The organism is Orientia tsutsugamushi str. Boryong (assembly GCF_000063545.1).
GTDB classification, from domain to species: Bacteria; Pseudomonadota; Alphaproteobacteria; order Rickettsiales; family Rickettsiaceae; genus Orientia; species Orientia tsutsugamushi_C.
The window spans coordinates 1,679,471-1,700,307 of sequence record NC_009488.1 but is presented as its reverse complement, the minus strand read 5'-3'; the positions used below and the strand labels follow the sequence as shown (position 1 = coordinate 1,700,307).

Below are 20,837 nucleotides of genomic sequence, written 5' to 3'. Positions count from 1 at the left end.
GGCCTAATTATTTTAGGCTATCTCAATTTATAACTCAAGATTAATAATAAATATATAATTGTTAAATATTATGCGGGGTTTTAAAGAGTAAAGTATGCATATACAAGTCTTAAGCGCAGCAAAACACTTGTTCTATCGAATGTTTAACCTATACAAACAAAATAAAGCAACACAAATTTTTTCAGTTTCACAGGAAAAATGGTTTGCTTTTTTTAATGACTTGCATAGTCATACAGAACAAAAAAATTTAATACAAATTTTAATAACATGAGTTCGATATAAGAAATATAAAACCTTAGGCATAATAAGTGTAAAAAGAGCTATAATGCTTACTATCTTTATACTTCCTTACCGTTATATCAAACTCTGGTTAGTTAACAAGAATACTATGTGTTACTATTACATAATTAAATTGAGGCTGTGCTGATAACATAGCGCAATAAGTGACTACTCTTCAGGCTGATCTACATGCGGTATAGCATTTTAGTTTCATCTTTACTTAATAAAAAGCAGTTTATATCCAGTCAGGTATTTCATTATGGTTAGGAAGCTTTTCAAATACCAATTCTTCAGCTTCTGTTAACATAATCTCATTGTAGCTGTCAATATTACTATTAGTTAAGTCATGTTGTTGGTTTTCAGGTGTCAATCTAATCAGCTCTGTAATGTTTTCAGGAAATTTTGCAGGTTGAGGAATATCTTCCAATACCCATACGTCTATTACCAAGTCTTGATCTTCTGTTACCAGAAACTCATTGTCGCTGTCAATATTACTATTAGTTAAGTCATGTTGTTGGTTTTCAGATGTCAATCTAATCAGCTCTGTAATGTTTTCAGGCCATTTTTCAGATTGAGGAATATCTTCCAATACCCATACGTCTATTACCAAGTCTTCAGCTTCTCTTACCAGAAACTCATTGTTGCTGTCAATATTACTATTAGTTAAGTCATGTTGTTGGTTTTCAGATGTCAATCTAATCTGCTCTGTAATGTTTTCAGAAAATTTTGCAGGTTGAGGAATATCTTTCAATACCCGTCCGTCTATTACTAAGTCTGCAGCTTCTGTTAACATAATCTCATTGTCGCTGTCAATATTACTATTAGTTAAGTCGTGTTGTTGGTTTTCAAGTATCAATCTAAGCTGCTCTGTAATGTTTTCAGACAATTTTTCAGATTGAGGTAGATTGTCTTCAGATAGCAATCCAGCATCTCGCAGGTCAACTTCTATTTGATCTTCTATATCAGTTAGGTCATAATATAAATCAGATTGTATTGACTGAATGTCACTATTGCTTTTTCCATTTTCACTTTCAATTTCACTTTCAGTATCAATTTCAGTTTCAGCTTCCATGTAACTCAAATCATAATATTGATCAGATTGCATTAACTGAATGTCAGTGTTACTTTTTCCATTTTCAGTTTCACTTTCAGTATCAATTTCAGTTTCAGCTTCCATATAACTCAAGTCACAATATTGATCAGATTGTATTGACTGAATGTCACTGTTGCTTTTTCCATTTTCAGTCTCAATGTCTGTTTTCATGGCAATGAAATTAGGCTGTTGTGTTTTATGTTTTTCTATAAATGTAACCATTTTACTACTTAAGCTTGTAAAAAAATTCTTATTTAGATGATTTAGTTCTATAAGATGATTTATTTCAGATTTCATTTTTGTAACTGCATTTTTGCCTGATTCATCAAACTTGAAATTGTAAATATCTTCTATACAACTATTAACATCTGAGAACTCATCTGCCATATCAATATGTCCATCTCCTTCAGTGCGCATAATAAAAAAACATGCAAATTTGTGTATAAATGGTTTTATACATTCTATAAAACATTCAACCAAGTATTCTTCTTCAAATCGCTGTGTTAATTCTGTTTTTAAAATATCGATTGCGCCTGAAGTTATATTTTGTAGTGAAGATTGTGTTATATGTGACAAAACTTTTAAGCAAAAAATTCCTTTATACAGATTCTGAGTATCTGTTGTTAGCTTTGTTATATTATTTTTAATAGTCTTTTGTAATTTATTATCGTTAAAAAAGTTGGCAAAATTTGATGCTATAAGCTTTGGTTTATCAGACTGTGATTCTTGATTTATAAGCCATTCAGCCATTCTTTCGCTTACTTCTTCAACGCAACCATACTTTGTAAAATATTCCTTAAACAGTGGAGTTAATTTGGTTATTAATTTTTGTTTTACAAGTTGCTGATCATACGGCGTTAAGTACGCAATTGCATATTTTATATTAAAGTCTGATGTTTTTATGGTTTGAGTCATAATGAACAACTTTCGCTGGACATATTCCTGTTGTTCAATTTTAGCTTCTATATTTGTATGAGCATTTTCTATATACTCAAGGATAAAATTTGCCATATATCGTTACCTTATAGTTTAAAGTTTTTTTATATATATTATGAATAATTAAAAAACGCAACTAAAAAGTTAAGAAATGTTAAGATTAGGATCTGATTTATCACAAGTTCGATATAAGTAAAATAATGAGAAGTAGGAAGAATAAGAGTTACAGTGATAGATTTACAAAAAAATAAAAAAAGATAAAACTAAAGAAGAAATATAAATACGGATAGAATAACTCTAAAAAACAAGAAGAACTACTATGATTTCTATAGTTAAGTTTTTTTCCTAATAGAGAATTTCAGTAAGCATTTAAACAAAAGAAGTACAAAAATACATATGTTACGCCATACATAAGTATTAAAAGAGATATAACACTTATTCTTCTTAAGTTTTGCTGTATTTCTTATACCTAACTTATATTTAAACAGTTGTTTAACAGAGCAGTATTACAACTTAAGAAGCTCTTAAACGCCAGATTATTAGGATAATGGAAAGCATGAAAGGTATAATATAGAAGGCATACAAAAAACAGTCAATTATTAAGAATGGATATTATAAATGCATATTTGCTAGAAATATTAGAGCAGTAAATGTTAAATGCATAGTTCTAAATTAAGATTGTATTTAATGTAGTGTATTAAACGTTATAACAAAATATTTTTCTTTGCAGAACTGTTAGATTATACCTTTCATACTTTTCTTTATCCTAAGCTTGTGTCTTAATTCTATAGAGAAAAAAGATTTTGACTTAGTTAATACAGCGCTTGATTTTTATATTTTAGATATTATAGGTCGTTTTAAAGACGTGTTTGAACCTGATGTTTAAGTTAAGAGCAAATAAGATAAGTCCAGAACTTTTTCAATTAATATACTAAATTATCAAAGTCCTTTTATAACTCAGGATCAATTGTATATCTCATTTTGAAAGATATTTTGCTTTTTTCAGATGTAAATGACAATGCGATAATTTCGCATCAATGTGTAATATTATGAAAAAAAATTTCATAAATATAACAAAAAGTCATGTACTGATAAAAATCGAAATGATACTGTATACCTGATATTATCTGAGATTTAAGATTTAGATAATATTCTGATAGAGATTAAAACTTAAACCGCAAAATTTTCTTTTTAATCTCTAGGAAGCAATTTAACAACTTAAATAGCAGGAGAATTCTATGCCTATTGAAGACGAAGGTCAAAATAAAATCAATAAATTAACCGAAAAATTATCTACAGAAGGAATTAATAGCACAACAATAAAACAGGTAGATGCAGAATTGCAAAAACTATACTGTCAGCTGGAAAAATCTGGGCAAGTAAGCATAAAACTCATAGATTGGATACAATATTTTAGGCGAATCGTAAATAACTATGATAAAAAAAAGATAAATATAATAGCTTCTCTGAATGGAATAATTTTTTTATTTAGACAATACATAGCATCAACAAATATAAGGATTGAAACATTTAACATAGAATCACTAATAAATAATACTGTTATCAGAATGAGGAAAAATTTTGAAAATGAGAATATAAATCTAAATGTTCAAAATGATATAAAGACAGTTCTGATTGGAGATAGTTTTCGAATAAAAGCAGTAATAAGCCAGTTAATTGGTAGTGCTATTATAAATAGTAGTAAGCATAGCAAGATTACTATTAACATCAATCAGTATTCAGAAATATTACAATTTACAGTACAAAATATAGTACTAAGCCCTTCTAAAGAAAAATTAGAAAGAATAAATTCCGAACTAGAGAATTTGAATTTGGTAACATATCAAGAACTAGGAGAAGGATTAGCATTTATTAAACATCTTATACATCAGCTAAAAGGAAGGCTAAGAGCAAAAGAGGAAAATAATTACATAACTTTTGCATTTGAAGTTCCAATAACTAGTTTTAACTCTTCTTTTGGCGAATGTTATGAAAAAAAAATAAGTAACCAATGGATAGTACAAATCCCTTCAATGCTAATTACGTTGGTAAATGGAGAAAGGGAGAATATCGATGAATATATAGAGATAATAACAAAGTTAAGAAAAGCTAAGTATCAGGTCGAGGTAGCTGAATCATTGAAAGAATATTGTGTGAATCTGATACAGAATATCAAATATAGATTTAATATTGCAACTAGTGAAATTGTAAGGCTAGCAAGCGAGATCATGTTAAGTGATTCAAAAAATAAAGATAAGCTGAAAACAATATTAAATCGATCAGCAAATCTCCAAGAGTACTGTAACGATGTAGTTTACACGCTTAGAAGCGAAATTGAGAATGAAAATTTATGTTTAAAAAAATTTAGCATACAAAAGTTAGTAAAGGATGCTGTCAGGAGACTAGAAGACATTGCAAAAGAGAAAGATATAAAAATCAATTACAATTTTCAGTACAAAATGAAGGATATTGTGATTGGAAATAATGATCACTTACAAGCTATATTAAGTCAATTAATAGGAAGCGTCATTAGATTTAATCACAGCTACAAGGTTATAATTACAGTTCATTTGTTTACTGTAAAAAATTATATAAAAAGCGATAACATACTACAATTTAGAATACACGATAAAGGAAGCGGTATTTCAAAAGAAAAATTAGGGAATATAAAAGCTAAATTAGCTGATTTTGACTTGGTAAGAGACTGTCCGCTAATGCTTGAATCAGGATTATGGTTTGTAAATTACCTTATTAATCAACTTAATGGAGAAATGGAAATAGAGAGTGAAAAAGACAAGTTTACAACCATTACTTGCAATATTCCAGTACAACTTTTTTAATCAAATTAATTCGCTTCTTTTACAGTTTTTATCTGAGATTGAAGTATATAAAAAGTTTAATTTATTGTATAATTTATTAAAGATTATTTAGAGATGAAAAATGATAGACTTTTATAGCGAAAGCTTACTAAATAAGCTGTTTGAAACCAACGTAAGATTTAATACTGAAATTGATCTTGATAAAGTTGAAAAAGCTATATTTTATGCCCAAAAATATCATGGTCAGCAAAAGCGAGATACTGGAGAACTATACTACACACATCAATTAGAAGTAGCTTATATGGTTGCAGACTACAGCTTTGAAACTGATACGATTATTACAGCAATACTACATGATACACTCGAAGACACAACACTAACCAAAGAAATAATAAGTCAAGAATTTGGTAATAATATTGCAGAACAGGTTTCAGACCTCACCAGAATTAAGGATAATCAAAAAATCAGTTCTGGAGAAATGATTCAAACATTTTATAGGCAAAATAAAACAGAACTATTATTAATTAAGCTTTTCGATCGATTCCATAATATTCAAACCATACATATAAAACCTTATGAAAAAAGACAAAAAATACTCATTGAAACTCAGCAAGAATTTATACCTCTTGCTGAATACCTTAAATTACGAGAAATTGCCATAGAACTAAATAAATACTGTGAGCTTTATGCTAGTTAGAATGCAAACTTTTTCTAACTAGCAATCATACTATTAATATCAGTTTAGTATTGTTAAAGGCGCTAAATATCCTTGACAGGTAATAGAGATAACTCATAATATAACATAAATACAGTCAAGATATGGGTGATTTATGACTATTATAACTAATAACATACCAGCTTTACAAGCAGCAAAAACAACTATGGAGTATATTGTTAGCTGCGTTAAAGATTTTATAGCTAGTGAACAATACAAAAATATAACAGGTTATACCTATAGATGTACAGTTACTACAATTACAGATACAGCACCATCAGTTAGTACAGAAAACATAGCTCAGTTGAAATGTAATGCTACAGGTGGTGATTTCTTTACAAGGCTTCTTAATAATAGCTATGATGCTATTATTTATAATATACAACGGAGTATTAAAGTGGAAGGACCTTTTTTGGAAAACAGCTCAGGCGTAGGTGACAAGTGTACAAGCCAGAGTATATCCACGTTTAAATTTAATGATACATTGTTAGCATGTAATGACCCTATCAAGCAAAGATATTGTCTGAATCGTTGTTTTATAGATCACTGTATTAATTATCTACAAAAAGTTATGGAACTTTTTAAAGAAGGACTCGATGATAATATTGATAGTGATAAAAACGCTTCTGGTGTTTTTGAGAAAGCTTGGAAGTTTGCTGCAGAATATGCAGTATATTTAGTACCAGCAGGAGGAACATTATATATGGCATACAAGCTCTTGAAGAAGCTAACTTGCCCAACTACTATAGCAGTAAAGCATATTAAGACTGATATTATTGATGTTAAAGATAGAAAAACAGAAACCGAAATTCTAAATGAAGAAGATAATTTGTATGAAAGTCTTGTAGAGCTTAATGAAGCTATTGCTGATATGCAACCAATTGGCAGCACTACTAATGAAGAAGATGAAGAAGATGAAGAAGATAATTTGTATGAAAGTCTTGTAGAGCTTAATGAAGCTATTGCTGATATGCAACCAATTGGCAGCACTACTGCATAGTAATGCCCGTCCTTCTTTAACTTTGAGTGTCTCTTTATGCTTATTAATGCTAGATTAGATACATGTAGTATTTGCATGTATTATCTTTCTTCTGGAACATCACTTAATAATATACCACCTATAAAATCTTTAAATTGATCATAATTATGAACACGAATATTATCACTATAATAGGCAAGTCTATTGTCATCAGTGAATATATCTAATTGCTCTAGTAGATTTTCACTCAAATCATTACATGCAATGGTTAAATCCTTATTATCTAATGACTTTTGTCTTTGATAATTAAGAGGTTCATGATCATACTTTAATACTACAGACATAAGTTGGTCATAATTAAAGTTTTCTACTGCGTATAATGTATTGCATGTTTGTACAGCGTACTCATGATATTCTATTGCTATATAACTACTATCACTATCTACATAACGATAACTAACTGATTCTTTTTCTCTATTACAATTCAATTTTACTTGTTGAATAATATTGGCATATTCAATATTACTCCATCCAATCAAGATTAAAGTATTATTGCCTTCTTTTTTTAATGTAAAAGTTGTAGCTAGCTGCGCTATATTTATCGAACTTTCGCTACTAGATTCAGCTTGATAAAAATTAGTACTATACATAAATCACCCTATTGTTAAGTAAGTTTATATTATAAGTTTATAAATTATACTAGCTAATTAGCAATAACTTTTTTGTTGCTTAAATATTTTCAATTCAGGATACCAATTTTAGATTATATTGAACATTAAGAAGGCCATTCTTTAAGGCTTCAATATCCTTAACATGGCCGCACCATTCTTGGTGAAAGCTATTCCATTTTAAGCCATGAAGGCGAATGTGGAGCTTAGTGTTTTCGTCTGGTTCAGAGGAAAATTTTAAAATCACGGCAGCTTTATTTTGCTGTTCTTTATCAAAAATATCTTTACCGATTGTAGTCCAATGATTCTGAACATTTGGATGTTGTGTTAAAGTTTCTTTTAGTGAAACAATTGCACCAAATAAAGTATTTGCTGATAAGTGATCAAGCTTAGCCTTAGCAACTAATCCACCCATTTCGATAAGACGTCGAGTACGCATTTTACGTTCTTTAATTTTAAGGTTAACCTCATCCATGATTAGCTTAGCCTTTTTTTGTTGGAGAGTAATTTTTTGCTGCATAAGATTTGCCATGTTAGTAATTCAGAAAGATAAAAAAATCAGGCAAGAATATATCAAAATAAAATTCCAGTAAAGAAAAAAACCGCACCTGCCAAACCAACATCAAATAATTATAGTCAAAAAAACGTGAATTCAGGTTAGAAGCTTCATTAAAGAATAAGCTTATACGCAATATGTAAACTTGAAAGTTTACTGCTAAAAAATGAGCACTCATTAGCCGATTGAGTGTTAAAAAAAAGAAGTTTGTGCTAGCAAAATCAAAAAAACCATGCTAACTTAAAACTCAGGTGAGAATTGGTGTTGAGATGGCTATACAGTTTGCAATGATTGAATTTTTAAGTAGAAGTAAAGGAGGAGATAGTTGTTGTAAGGCAGCGTATAATGCAAGAACTATTGTTAAAAATGAGCAGACAAATATAAGGTATAACTTCTCTTATAAGAAAGATAACGTATATCATACAGTACTGATACCAGATTATGTAAATCAAAAATTCAAGAATGTCCAAAGATTAATGAATGAGGTGGAACAAACAGAAAAACGAAGAAACAGTAAGTTGTTGAAGGATATCGTAATAGCACTGCCAGACGATAAGGAATTGAATTTAGAGCATAGAATAGAAATAACTCATCAAATAGTTGATGTAATGGAATGGGTAAAAAATGGTCTTGGAGTACAGATAGATATTCATAAGCCTCATAGAGGAGATAAAAACTGGCATGTGCATATATTGGTTACTACAAGAAGATTTAAAGAGAATGGCGAAGAATTAGGTGGTAAAGCTGTTGACTTGGAGCCTAAATTCAGAACATCAAAAGGTAAGGCATTTATTATTCCAGAAGCTGAGATGATTCACGAAAAAGTGAAGGAAATAATTAATGCATATTTTGCTAAATTAGGCTTAACAAATAGAGTTGATAAGATAAGTACAGTTCCGCAAGAGCATATTGGACCTACTAGAATTAGGGGTTTAATTAATGAAGTTGCAAATGAAAATGAGTTACGTAAAGAGGCTCATTTGAAGATTATTAATGATGTTGATGTAATAACGGATTCTATAACACATTACAAATCTATTTTTACTAAGCATGATATTGAAAAAGCCGTGAAAGATATACCAGACCTAACAGCAAGAGAACTGTTAGTTCAGCAAGTGCTTAGTTCAAATAGAATACTAGAGTTATATCATGATGATGGTGAAAGTAGTAAATATTTTACGACAACTGAGGTTAGAGATGAGGAAGCAAGAATAATAAGAATAGCTAATAAAATCGATACTCAAGCTTATTACAATGATATTTATCATCTTAAAAACGATATCGAAAGCTTAACAAGTGTTAGTGAAGAGCAAAAACATGCTCTACGACGTATTTTGCTTAGTAATAGTGGAGTTAGAATACTAAGAGGAAGAGCTGGAACAGGTAAATCCACTGTTTTAGCAAAAGCATATAAAATTGCAACAAATCGTAGACAAAATGTTATTGGACTTGCTCCTACACATAAGGCTATATCAGTGCTGAAGGATAATGGCTACCAGAAATGTGATACAATAAAAGGATTTTTATATAAAAATAGCGTTACTAGAGACAGTTTAATAGTAGTAGATGAAGCTGGAATGGTTGCTACTAGAGAATATGCAGAGCTGTTTAGAGTAGTTAGAAACAATAATTGTCAACTGATACTTGCTGGAGATGAAAAGCAGTTAGCTTCAATAGAAAGAGGCGGAATGTTTGAGATGCTGAGTAATATTTTCAGTTCACATGTTTTAGTGAATATTCGAAGACAAAGTGAAAACTGGAGTAGAGAAGCAGCAACAAAGTTTGCTGAGAGTAATATTTTAAGCGGTATAACATTACTGAGACAAAATAAATGTATTAAGTTTGATAATACGTTGCAGGACTCAATGAGTAAGTTAAGATACAACTGGAGTCTAAGCAAGTTTAAGCTACATGAAAAATTGGTAATTACAGTACGTAATAAAGAGGTAGACATTCTTAATTCAAGTATTAGATCTTTGTTAAAAGCTAATGGCACGCTACAAGGCACAGAATATAGGCGTTCAATAGCTGGAAGGAAAGAGTCCTACATGGCTGGAGATCGAATTGTATTTCAAAAAAGCGATAAGGATTTACAAATACAAAATAGTGAATTTGCAACTTTAACTTCGGTTAATAAAAATGAATTTGTAGCTAAGACAGATGCAGGACAAGATGTGAGTTTTGACCCAAGCAAAATACAATTTAAACATGGTTATGCAAGTACTGTTTATAAGGCCCAGGGAGCTTCTATAAAAGATGTATACGTTTTACATAATGGAGTAAGTAATATAAGCAGCTCATACGTAGCTATGACAAGGCATATAGAGAAATTACAGCTATATTGCAATAAGGAAGCAACTAGAAGCATTAACAGCTTAATAAATCAGCTTAGCAGACCAAATGATAAATCAGCAAGCATAAACTTAAAAACTAATGAAGATTTAAATAAAGAAAATCCAACTATTTTAAGTAAAATTTGTGGTTGGTTTAAGTCTATAGTAACTGATGTAGGAGACAGATTTCATAAAAACGCTAAATATTATCAGTACGATAAAAAACCAGAGCAATTAGCTGACATTAAGATCGAACAACCTAATATAGTTAATGATATAAGAAAATCAGAAATAAGTCCAAATAATGAATTAAAGGCTACAAAGACCGCAAACGATATTTCAACTACAGAAAAAATCAACACAAAGCCTGAACAACAAAATCCAAGAATTAGTATTCGAAGGTAAAATGAGCTGCATAGAGCAGCTCAAGGGTAATAAAAATACGACTTTGCTAAGCAGAATGCGAAAGTCCTGAAACTTAGAGAGATTCGTTAACAGAAATACTATCTCAACAATCACTCAGCAAAAATATTATACCATTTAAACGGTAAAAATACAAATAAATTTAGCGAAGGTGAGGTTCTGTATGACTGATAAAATCAATAATTCAAACAATCATAATTTAATGGAAGAATTGAGAGACAGAATAGCTTCTCATGCAGAAACCATAGCATGTGATTTGCTTGGAGAGCCTAATAAACATTTATCAAGACGTGGAGAGACACGTTGGGGAGATAAAGGGAAAATTGTCGTCAATACTAGTGGCAAGCATGCTGGAAAATGGTATGACTTTAGTTCTGGCGAAGGTGGAGATTTATTTGACTTAGCTAGAAAAGAACGTGGCGGTGATTTTGTTAGAGCTAAGGAATATCTAACAAGCATAGTAGGAATGTCAACTTATAATGAGTCTTATCCTCGGCAGGTACATAAAGAAGCCACTCAAAATGAGCTAGCTAAAATTCGAAAAGTTCAATACTTTTATAATCAGTCTTCTCCATTATATTTTACTAATAATACTGAAGTTCAAATCGTAAAAAGATATCTTGAACAACATAGAGGAATTGATTGTTTTACAATGAATTCTGACTTGAGAGCAAGTGTAATTCTTGATAGAGAAACGAATGAAAATTATCCAGCATTTTCAGCATTTTCAAGAAATGCGAAAGGTAAAATTACTGGTGTACAAGTTGTATATTTGAATTCGCAAACGTGCGATAAGGCAGATATTTCAGTCCCTAGGAGGGCTTTTGGCAAAATTAGCGAATCGTTTGTTAGAATTACTCCATTGGCACCACATGATTCGCCTATAACAATTATAACAGAAGGCGTTGAAACAGCTTTAAGTCTAAAACAAGCAGGAATTAATGGAAAAATTATCGCTGCTATTGGCATACATAATTTCAAGAACTATCAACCATTTGAAGGAGAAAACATAATCATAGCGGCAGATAATGATGGACAAAATTCTATAACAATGAATACTGTTGATAAAGCGAAAAAAACACTCGAAAATAGTGGAGCAAAGGTGTTAAAAGTGATGCCAACACAAGAAGGTGATTTCAACGACCTATTACAAATTCATGGGGCTGAAGCTATTAGACAGATTATAATACCTGAAATTGCCAAACTTATTAAATTGAACGAAATACAAAATAAATCATCTGAAATACCTAATCAAAGTGACGTTAAAGAATTATATGCAAAATCTTTGCCCCTATACGACTATAACAAAAAGGAAAAAGCTAATGCGGAAGTAACAACAGTCAACAAATTTTTAGAAAATCATACAGAAATTTATAGTTCAAAAATCTTTGACAATCCTAATTTAAGAGCAAATATGGTTTTTGATGAAGAGACTCAAAAATCCTGGCCTGCACTCACTATTTTTGTTAAAAATGACAAAGATGAAATTACTGGAGCTAAGATATTAGCCTTGAATTCAAAAACATGTAATAAAGCGGATGCAGCTGAAAATTCTGTTGGTACAATTAGTGGATCATTTGTTGAAATTGCTCAACAAAATTCAGACTACTCTTCTATAACAATTCTTACAGAGAATATTGAAACTGCTCTAAGCATTAAACATGCTGGAGTCGAAGGAAAAATCTTATGTGCCATTGAAGCCCAAAATTTGCAAAACTATAATCCTGCCTCAAAAGAAAAGATCATTCTAGCAGTTAAAAATGACGTAAATACTGAAAAAGCTGAAAAAGTTCTAGAGGATAAGGAAGCAGTAGTCTGTACAGTCAAAAATGACTTCAATAATGTATTAAAAACTCAAGGATTATATGCTGTTAGAAATATTATCAGCCCTGAAATAAGAAAACTTAATGAAAAGAATAAATCCATACAAACTAATATACAACCAAGATTATGTCTGAAACACTAGGCAGAGTATGACGCAGCATTTTTTATAAAAAAAACTATAGGCTGAAAAATATGACAAAAAAATTAAAGCATGATTCATTGGCAAAGACAATCATGAGCGATCCAGTGGCTGCACAAGAATTTCTAGAGTATTATTTACCAAGTGATTTCAAGAGTTTAATAGATTTATCAAAAATAAAAGTAGAGCAAGAAAGTTATATAGAAGAATCGTTAAAAAAATATAGCGATATCGTCTATAAAGTTGCAACCAAAAAGCATGGCAATGCTTTTATTTATATATTAATTGAAGCTCAATCAACCGTTGATTATTGGACAGCTCTGCGGTTATGGAGATACACATTGTTATTGTGCGAAAGGCATAAGAAAGAAAAAACTAAATTACCATTAGTGTATAATTTAGTGATCTATAACGGCAAAGAAGTCTACAACGCACCTAGAAATTTGTGGGATTTATTTACCGATTCAATGATAGCTAAGCAATTAATGACCTCTGACTATCAATTAGTCGATTTGCAAAGTATGTCGAATGATGAAATTATTAGGAAAAAGCATATCGGAATGCTCGAATATATGCTAAAACACATTCATCAACGAGATATGTTAAAGCTTTGGCAAGAGTTTCTAATAAACTTCAAACATGTTTTAATACTTGATAAAGAAAAAGGTTATGTTTACCTAAGATCATTTTTATGGTATACTGATACTAAATTACTAGAGAATCAGCAACCAGAATTAGAGCAGATTCTGGCTAAGTATTTATCTGAAGAAGAAAAAGGTAATATTATGAGAACTATTGCTGCAAAATATATTGATGAAGGCATAGCTAAAGGCAGAGCTGAAGCTGCACAAGGGCTTGCAAGGAACTTATTAAAAGCTGGCTTTTCAGTTGAATTTATTGCTGAAAATACTGGGTTATCAAACGAAGAAGTGGTTAATTTAAAAGTTAGCATGGATAATTCTTGAATTAATAATTCACTAACTTAAGTTTTTTGAGCAATGTATATCCCCAAACATATGCTATATTTAAGTTTTGTAGCTTCATAGTTAGTTTTGTGATGTGAAAGTTACCAACAAGCTTTACATAACATGTAAGGTCTGGTAGATTCATAATTTCAGATGGCATAACTAAAAGCTTTTTACGCTCAACATTATTCATATTTACTCCATCTCTCATAGTATTTGATCCATATGACAAGTTCTCTTGAGTTTCAATAATTTCTTCCTCACCTAGTGTTAATGCTGATTTATAAGCTGTAACCTGATCGCTAACTCGAAAAATAAATTTACTATTAAACAAATCCAGCATAGAAGCGCATTCAGCAGAACCATATATTGCTTCTAATTGATGAATATTCTGCAATCCAGCAACAAAGCAACCTCCATACTTTCTACTTTCAGCTAAAGCAACTGGTAAAGACGAAACTTTTTGTAGAGCTGGAAGTTCATCAAGTATAAACCACATGTTTTTGTTATCATGATTAGGATTTCTACACATCAAAGCCTTGATAGCTATGCTTATCCAGGCTGAAATAAGTGGGCGTAAAGTAGCTCTTTGACTTGGGTTAGCTGTGATAAATAACCATCCAGTTTCAGCAGAATTACTAAACCATTCCTTGATGCTAAAATTACCTCCAGGCTTTAAATATTGTAGCGAAGTAATATTCTTTCCAAGAGTAGATTGAATTCCTGCAGAAGTTTCAGGCGCGCTTTCGCTTATAATGCCTGATACAGCGGTGTTTCTAAAAGCTTTTACAAATTGTCTATTATCAGAGTAAATGATTGTATGAATTAGTTTTATGATATCTTTGTCATCCTGATATAGCTTCAACGCTTCAGACAAGACTAATTCAGCATTTTTAGCAAAAAAGTCATCAATTTTAGATACAAAGTAACTCGTTTGCGATGAAAGAGAAGCAAACATTGCAATACTTATGGGAATATTATCAACCTTTACTGGCGCACTCATTGATACTTCATCCTTCAGCCAAACAGTAGATTTGGGGGCAAATAACAGCGTAAAAATAAATATCGATGGAAAAAACCATTCCCATAGCAAAGATGCCGATATTTCCTCTAAAAATAGCCCTAGTAGCAGCCCATATGCCACCAATAGTCAAGGCTAAGTGACCCACTGGAGTGAAGTATTCGCTATTTGAAGCAAAGACCTCTGCCTATGCCATTAAACACATGCCATAACAGATCTCCACCACCAAATGTGTATATTACGTAATCCATTAACTTTTCTCCTTCGCTATTAAATGCTGCTCTATTAATCTAGCCCTTTTATCTATTCGACTTGCATCGGTTTGTAGGCTAGTCCATTTTTCATTTGCAAAAAGTTGTACTCGATTCAATTCCTTCAAATATCTTTCTAAATGTTCATTCGAAACTTGCTTAGCACCTAGTGAAGTAACGGCTCTACGTATTTCGGTGATTACTTCCTTCAAATGCTGAACTAATGTATAGCTAGCTATTAATTCTGATGAGATCTCTAAAATTGTGACTCCAGAAATAGCTTCTAATGTGATATAATCATAAATTGGAAATATATCTCCAATCGAAGATAAAAAGGCTATCTCAGAGTTGCTATATTCAGAATTCTTATCAAACTTATTTTTTAGATCAGTCAATTTTTGCTTAGCTTTACCTGCATAAGACTGCTCTGGTGATATTGTGATATTTCGTTGTAGGCTTGGATGCAGGCAACTAACACTATCACAGCTGTAAATTGAAGCTGATTCTCCACCTTTTAAATGACTAATCCAACTTTTTTCATCCTGAGCTAAGGAGTCAAAAAAGTACACATTATTGTTTGTAACCACGATAGTGCCAGTCATAGACATGATTGAATCACGCATATTTGATGGTATTCCAACCTTTGCTGCTGCTTTAGTGAAGATGTTATAATCATCCAGCATAACTCTGAATCCTTATTTTGTGCTTGTCGCAGAGCTTGTTTTTGGGCTAAATCATTACGACATTTTTTACCAGCAGCAAAATAATCAAACCCGCTTTGTGACTGTATATCACGGCAAACAGCTTCTCTCATAGCCCAGTTCTTTGGTAAAGCTGTAGCAAATAATGCTTTTGTTAATTCACAATCTCCTTTGGCAAATTGATTCATCTCCATTGCTAGATTACGTAAGTCCTTGAGAGCGTTCTCAATCTGTGGAGCAAATGTTTTTAATCCTAATGAAAAAGCATAGACTTTAGCTTGAGAACCAATGTTTTTCATCAATTGAACTAATTCTTCTCCAGAAATAACAGAGAAGCTACCAAGATAGGCATCAATACTGCTACAGCTCATGTTTAAAGATGGTGGAGTTATAGCAAATGGCTGAAATGATGTTTGGCTTGTTCTGGCAGATAATCCGCCAGCCGCATAATATCCAGCCGCTTGATCTTGATATGATCCAGATCTTGTGACATTAATACTCATTCCTTGAAATACGTTTTCGATATTCCAAGCTAGTGATACTGGAGCTTGTAGCAATAATAGCATTGTAATGGCATAAACTCTGATTTTGGTGCTCATGTAGTCTCCAACTTATGATAATATCTATCGATTGCTAGAATATTGTCGATAATTTTATCTTCAGAGATTATGCCTCTAGCTACTGCATATATTTTTTTACCATCGCTAGCTACTGAATATAATACAGGTACAATATGCTTAGGATTTAGTTTATTAAGCAACTCATTATTCTTACTGACAGCTAGCAACTGAAATGCATATTTATTAGCAAAGCACTGAACAATAGGCATAAAGGCCTTACAGAGCAAGCAATCTTGTTTAACTTGCAAAATCAATCCCCAGTTTTTAGCAATGTTTTTGAGTTTGAAATCATTTTTTTGCTCTGATTTTTCTTGATATAGCTTTCTATGTAAGCTATTAGCAGGCTCATTAGCATTAATCAGTTGGTAATCAAGTAGAGTAGCTAGTTGCCACATAGTAGCAAACTTATGAGCCTTCTCCATGATTTGCTTCTGCAATCTTTGAGCTGTAATCACATTTTCGAGCGTTGGATTATCCAGCGCTATACGCTAAGCTCGATTAAATCGCTCCTTTAATTCCTCGATTCTCTGGTCATGAGGCCTACTCATCAACTTAGAATTAGCAGCAGAGTCATCAAGCTCATGACCATGTTTATCATTGTACCATAAAAATCTTGTTGGTGAAGCATCAACAGTGGATAAATGACTAATTAATATCATAAACATTAATAATCTGCTCATTTAGACTAAGTTTGTTGCATACGATGAACTTTATCTTTGATTCCTGCAATAATGTCTTTGTTCATGCTGTTTTGAGCCTTAGTGAGTATATCTCCAAATAGTTCATCCATATTGATTTTAGTGAAATCAACTTTTTGTAACTCTTCAACAGTAAGGCCTCTACACTTTGGACATTCAGGTGTACCGAAGTCTATTTTTAGCTGCTTTCTTGCTTCTTCCTGAAAAATTCTTGCAAGTTTTGACTGAAAGCAGCAATAAGTAGACTTTCTAGCTAGGCAAATACCCAATATCGGAATTCTTGAAGAACAATAGGTTCCAATGTAATAGCAGTAACCTTTTTTTCTATATAGAGCTAATTCTTGTTCCTTAGATTTGCATTGCGATAAGCCTATATCACGCCCCCAGCCAGTCATTGAAGAGCAGCAATTCAAAAAACTAAATACATCTTTTTTGCATTTTCGATGTTTACCTGAAAATACAGAAACGGGATTTGTTTTAATGTCCTTGCTCATCTGATTTAGCATCGCTAGATGAGCTACCTTAGCTATATCTCTGTTTGGTATAATAGTCGGAGTGTTGCAATTACCTCCTAAACAAAAAATTGAGTTATTACGCAATGATGAGTGTAGCATTGTTTGCTCATCAGTTGAACAGCTATAGTCATGCTGCCATAGTAAACAAATATTTGCTACTGATTTTTGGCAAGTGCTGTTTTTAATTCACAATTTTGAATTTTAAGGTGTTTGCAACCATCTTTTGGATCGCTAGTACAAGAAAAAACAATCTTTTGTTTCCAATATGAACGATTGACTCTAAACTTGTCAAAAAATACTCTATCACCACTCTCATAGTTGAGTCTATTCACCTCATAGCATTCATTACTTTCTATTAATTGTTCAAGTTCAGGCTTTACAACTTGCCAATATTCTGCTACTTCCCTTAGTTCTTGAGTCTTATCTCTGTAGTCATAGCGAAGTATACATATTTTACCTCTTTTTGATATAATATAAACTTTGTTCCAATATGCTCTATAGATACGCCAAGCCTATCAGCAACAGCACTCCTCATTCGTCTTGCAGCCATTTGGCTATCACCTGCTAACTTGTATATTTTTTCATTATTTTTATCTACGTCATGGAAATCTGCACGACCATTAAGCCAATTACTATGATTCTCTACTATTTCTTCTGTTGCAAATTCCATTTGCCGGTTTTGCCAAGAAAGCCATACATTCTCTAATCTGCACTCAACATTTAATTCTCGAATAAGTTCAATGTTAAAATTACTACCTTCATTACAACTTTGAATAATTTCAGTATTAGTTTTACTTGTCTGAGTTACGAAGTTACTGCTATCAAGGGCACTTAAAGGATCAGATTCAATTCTCATTGAATTAGCTATCATATAATTTTGATCGTTGATATTATGTTGAGTTAAGGCATTGTTTTTACTGTTTTCAGCTTGAAATAACATTGCCCCACTTTCTGTACCAAGCTGATTACGGCCATGGTAGGTTAAATCCTCATCATTGTTAGGATAATTGACATTACTACCTTGATGAAATAATTCTTGTGTATTTGAAGAATTTCCAAGATTTACATTATAGTTGCTAGCTTCATTATAACTGCTTTGCATTGAAGCTAAACAACAGCTAATATTGAGCACTATCAAAAAGTTAATATAGATAATAATCTCATTGAGTATTCTCATTCATAATTTCTAATGCTATTGCTAAAGGAATATGGCCAGTTAATTTCTTGGTTAATCCTCTTTTTTCATCATCTATTACTATCACAGGAACAACATCAATTTTATATTGTTCAAACAAGCTAGGATCTATATCGAAGCTAATACCAAGCTCCATAGTTTTATTCTTTGTTTGTGTAAATGAGTTATTAATTAACCCACGCATAATCAATTGAGCTCCAGCCTTTTGAGATTCAGCAAAATAGCTTTTTAAAGCCTCATCACTCATTGAAAATGAGACAAAAATAAAAGTTTTTTGCTGGCCCAAAAAAAAGCATTAGCATTATTAACAAATAATAAAACCATCAACATCATTACTCGTATAACCATATTCCTCTCTAACCCTTATCAAAGCAAACAGTAATCTCTTTTTCGCCAAATCAAGTAACCAAAATCTTCACCATTAACTGGAAATTCTCTTCCAGCCTGCCATGTAGCTTCTGTTTGGCCTATGCTCTTGCAGGATCTGGTTTCTGGAATCGGATAAGTCATTTGTAGTCGATACTGACTTTTCTTCATAATAGGCATGGGATACTTGCCACATAAGCCTTTATAACCATAATATCCCCATAACATCAGTTGCCTATGCATTCTAGCCATAAACTTACTTACCATTAATACAGATGTTCCAACTCCACCATTATGCGCCGCAGCTGTTCCAGTAAAAGGGTAAAGCATTCCTTGACATTCAGCACACCAAAAAGCATAATCACTTGCTAATAAACCAGCGCTGCAACTCATGCAATCAGCTATACATGCTTGATAAGCAGCTACATTTTGAAACAACAGCGTTTCTGGATTTAAAATCGCAGATTTAGCGTCATCACTCCATAATGGATCAAACTCTGTTAAATATGCTATATCGACTGCAGCCATTTCCAGACAAATAAAATCAAGCAAAATTTCCAGCCAATAAATCACAGGATAGACATACCAATGAATGTGATAAAAAGCACTTCCTTCAGCCTCATCTTTCATGCCTTTTTGAGTAGCACTTCCAAATGACAAACCTCCAAGACTTACCATACACATTGGCGACTTTGTAACATCTACAAGGCGTACTGGCTCCCAAAATCCTACCGGAATATACCAGGTACAGGTATTGGAATCCCTGGCTTAGGACAAAGACATATAAGTCTACCAGAAGCATTAGTATCAGGCATTGAAGTGTTTGTAAAGTACAGAGATATAGTAATTTAACCTATATTATCACATAAATCATTTTTAAGTTGCAATATCACTCATTTTTGGTTTTTTAGGTGAAGTGTTAACAACAGCTACACCTTGAACTGCTTTAGATCGCTTACAGTATAGAACACAACGCCTTTTTGATTTAATTTTTGATGTTTCAACTTTCTCAACATTATCAGGGTCAAAAACTCCTTGAGCAGCCATTTTCTTTATTTCATATAAAGACTTACATTTTTGCCCTTTAGGAATTTTACAATCAAAATTACTTTCGAAAAAGAAGCTTGTTAGGCTCATACAGCCCAATAGCAATAATAAAAACTTCATTATAAATGCTCCTCTAACTTTTGTGATTGGTCGAATTTATTATGCAAATTAACTTTTTCATTGTTAGTTGATTGTGAATAAGTTAAATTATGTGGCTTCTTCTTGTGCTCACGTAAGTCAAAACCTTTTTTAAATACAACATCGATGACTCTACCTGACGCAATAAGAACGACTGGGCTCATAGAATCAGCTTGTTTTATAGCAAAATCAGCTAGCTTATCAAAAGCATTACTAGCTCCAGAGTAAGCTCCAGACTGAAGCGCATCTCCAATCTGAAACTCTTGTTGTTGATGACCTCCAGCTACTAGGTTTAAAGTTGGTAGCATATCAGGTTTAATAGCCTTAGCTTGTAGAAACTTAGCAATATTGCTAAATACTCCATTTAATGCAGCCATGCTTGCTATGTTAGACGATTTATCTACCACGATTCCTTTAATTCCAGAACGTCCATCTTCACCTATCAACCAGCCTTCCGCCTTGTTTTCAATAATATCTCCATAATGAAATTTTACTTTGAAGCAGTTTTAATATGCTTGATGCTGAGCTTAACAAGCTTTAAAGTAAAAACTAGCAT

Annotated in this window: 13 protein-coding genes and 4 pseudogenes; 6 read left to right on the top strand and 11 right to left on the bottom strand. The window is 32.0% G+C overall.

Annotated elements, in window-relative coordinates; genetic code table 11:
- Positions 1-514: 514 nt before the first annotated feature.
- On the bottom strand, positions 515-2,383 hold the full coding sequence (locus OTBS_RS08030; RefSeq protein WP_011944903.1) for a hypothetical protein: 1,869 nt from the start codon (positions 2,381-2,383) through the stop codon (positions 515-517).
- Between the two features lie 1,163 nt (positions 2,384-3,546).
- Between OTBS_RS08030 and OTBS_RS17015 the strand changes: the two genes are divergently transcribed.
- The 3 genes from OTBS_RS17015 to OTBS_RS08010 all read left to right on the top strand — a co-directional run bounded on the left by OTBS_RS17015 (position 3,547) and on the right by OTBS_RS08010 (position 6,842).
- Positions 3,547-5,148 carry an ATP-binding protein gene (locus tag OTBS_RS17015; RefSeq protein ID WP_011944723.1) on the top strand — a complete coding sequence of 534 codons (1,602 nt, stop codon included), beginning with the start codon at positions 3,547-3,549 and terminating at the stop codon, positions 5,146-5,148.
- A gap of 100 nt (positions 5,149-5,248) precedes the next feature.
- Entirely contained in the window at positions 5,249-5,824 is a 576-nt protein-coding gene (locus OTBS_RS08015) for an HD domain-containing protein (RefSeq protein ID WP_011945028.1), read from the top strand.
- Positions 5,825-6,008: 184 nt separating this feature from the next.
- Positions 6,009-6,842, top strand: a complete 834-nt coding sequence (locus OTBS_RS08010) for a hypothetical protein (protein WP_157866439.1) — start codon at positions 6,009-6,011, stop codon at positions 6,840-6,842.
- Positions 6,843-6,922: 80 nt separating this feature from the next.
- On the opposite strand, the gene OTBS_RS08005 is transcribed toward OTBS_RS08010, so the two are convergent.
- Complete coding sequence (locus OTBS_RS08005) at positions 6,923-7,471, bottom strand: hypothetical protein (RefSeq protein WP_011945026.1); 549 nt, start codon at positions 7,469-7,471, stop codon at positions 6,923-6,925.
- Positions 7,472-7,565: 94 nt separating this feature from the next.
- On the bottom strand, positions 7,566-8,021 hold the full coding sequence (locus tag OTBS_RS08000) for a conjugal transfer protein TraD (protein ID WP_011945025.1): 456 nt from the start codon (positions 8,019-8,021) through the stop codon (positions 7,566-7,568).
- A 293-nt stretch (positions 8,022-8,314) separates the two neighbouring features.
- Between OTBS_RS08000 and OTBS_RS13060 the strand changes: the two genes are divergently transcribed.
- The 3 genes from OTBS_RS13060 (at position 8,315) to OTBS_RS07985 (ending at position 13,729) form a co-directional block, all read left to right on the top strand.
- A complete protein-coding gene (locus tag OTBS_RS13060) occupies positions 8,315-10,783 on the top strand; it encodes an AAA family ATPase (protein ID WP_232489062.1) in 2,469 nt (822 codons plus the stop codon).
- Positions 10,784-11,663: 880 nt separating this feature from the next.
- Entirely contained in the window at positions 11,664-12,767 is a 1,104-nt protein-coding gene (locus OTBS_RS17010; protein ID WP_232489038.1) for a toprim domain-containing protein, read from the top strand.
- A gap of 50 nt (positions 12,768-12,817) precedes the next feature.
- Positions 12,818-13,729: an Rpn family recombination-promoting nuclease/putative transposase gene (locus OTBS_RS07985; RefSeq protein ID WP_011944584.1), complete on the top strand. Its 912-nt coding sequence runs from the start codon at positions 12,818-12,820 to the stop codon at positions 13,727-13,729.
- A 1-nt stretch (position 13,730) separates the two neighbouring features.
- Here the strand turns inward: OTBS_RS07985 and OTBS_RS07980 are convergent, their stop codons facing one another.
- The 8 genes and pseudogenes from OTBS_RS07980 to OTBS_RS07940 form a co-directional block, all read right to left on the bottom strand.
- Positions 13,731-14,687: a type IV secretion system DNA-binding domain-containing protein gene (locus tag OTBS_RS07980; protein WP_041621523.1), complete on the bottom strand. Its 957-nt coding sequence runs from the start codon at positions 14,685-14,687 to the stop codon at positions 13,731-13,733.
- 313 nt (positions 14,688-15,000) lie between these two features.
- Positions 15,001-16,301 (bottom strand): annotated as a pseudogene (locus tag OTBS_RS07975) (conjugal transfer protein TraH).
- Positions 16,298-17,002: pseudogene (locus OTBS_RS07970) on the bottom strand (conjugal transfer protein TraF). Before OTBS_RS07970 ends, OTBS_RS07975 begins: the two co-directional pseudogenes overlap by 4 nt.
- Positions 17,003-17,007: 5 nt before the next feature.
- A pseudogene (traN, locus tag OTBS_RS18510) lies at positions 17,008-18,699 on the bottom strand (conjugal transfer protein TraN).
- Positions 18,696-19,016 carry a type-F conjugative transfer system pilin assembly protein TrbC gene (trbC, locus tag OTBS_RS07955; RefSeq protein WP_011944350.1) on the bottom strand — a complete coding sequence of 107 codons (321 nt, stop codon included), beginning with the start codon at positions 19,014-19,016 and terminating at the stop codon, positions 18,696-18,698. Before trbC ends, traN begins: the two are co-directional and overlap by 4 nt.
- Before the next feature lie 80 nt (positions 19,017-19,096).
- Positions 19,097-19,920 (bottom strand): annotated as a pseudogene (locus OTBS_RS07950) (TraU family protein); the annotation flags it as partial.
- Positions 19,921-19,972: 52 nt separating this feature from the next.
- Positions 19,973-20,263: a hypothetical protein gene (locus OTBS_RS07945; protein ID WP_011944249.1), complete on the bottom strand. Its 291-nt coding sequence runs from the start codon at positions 20,261-20,263 to the stop codon at positions 19,973-19,975.
- Entirely contained in the window at positions 20,263-20,727 is a 465-nt protein-coding gene (locus OTBS_RS07940) for a TrbI/VirB10 family protein (protein WP_011944248.1), read from the bottom strand. Before OTBS_RS07940 ends, OTBS_RS07945 begins: the two co-directional genes overlap by 1 nt.
- Between the last annotated feature and the right edge of the window lie 110 nt (positions 20,728-20,837).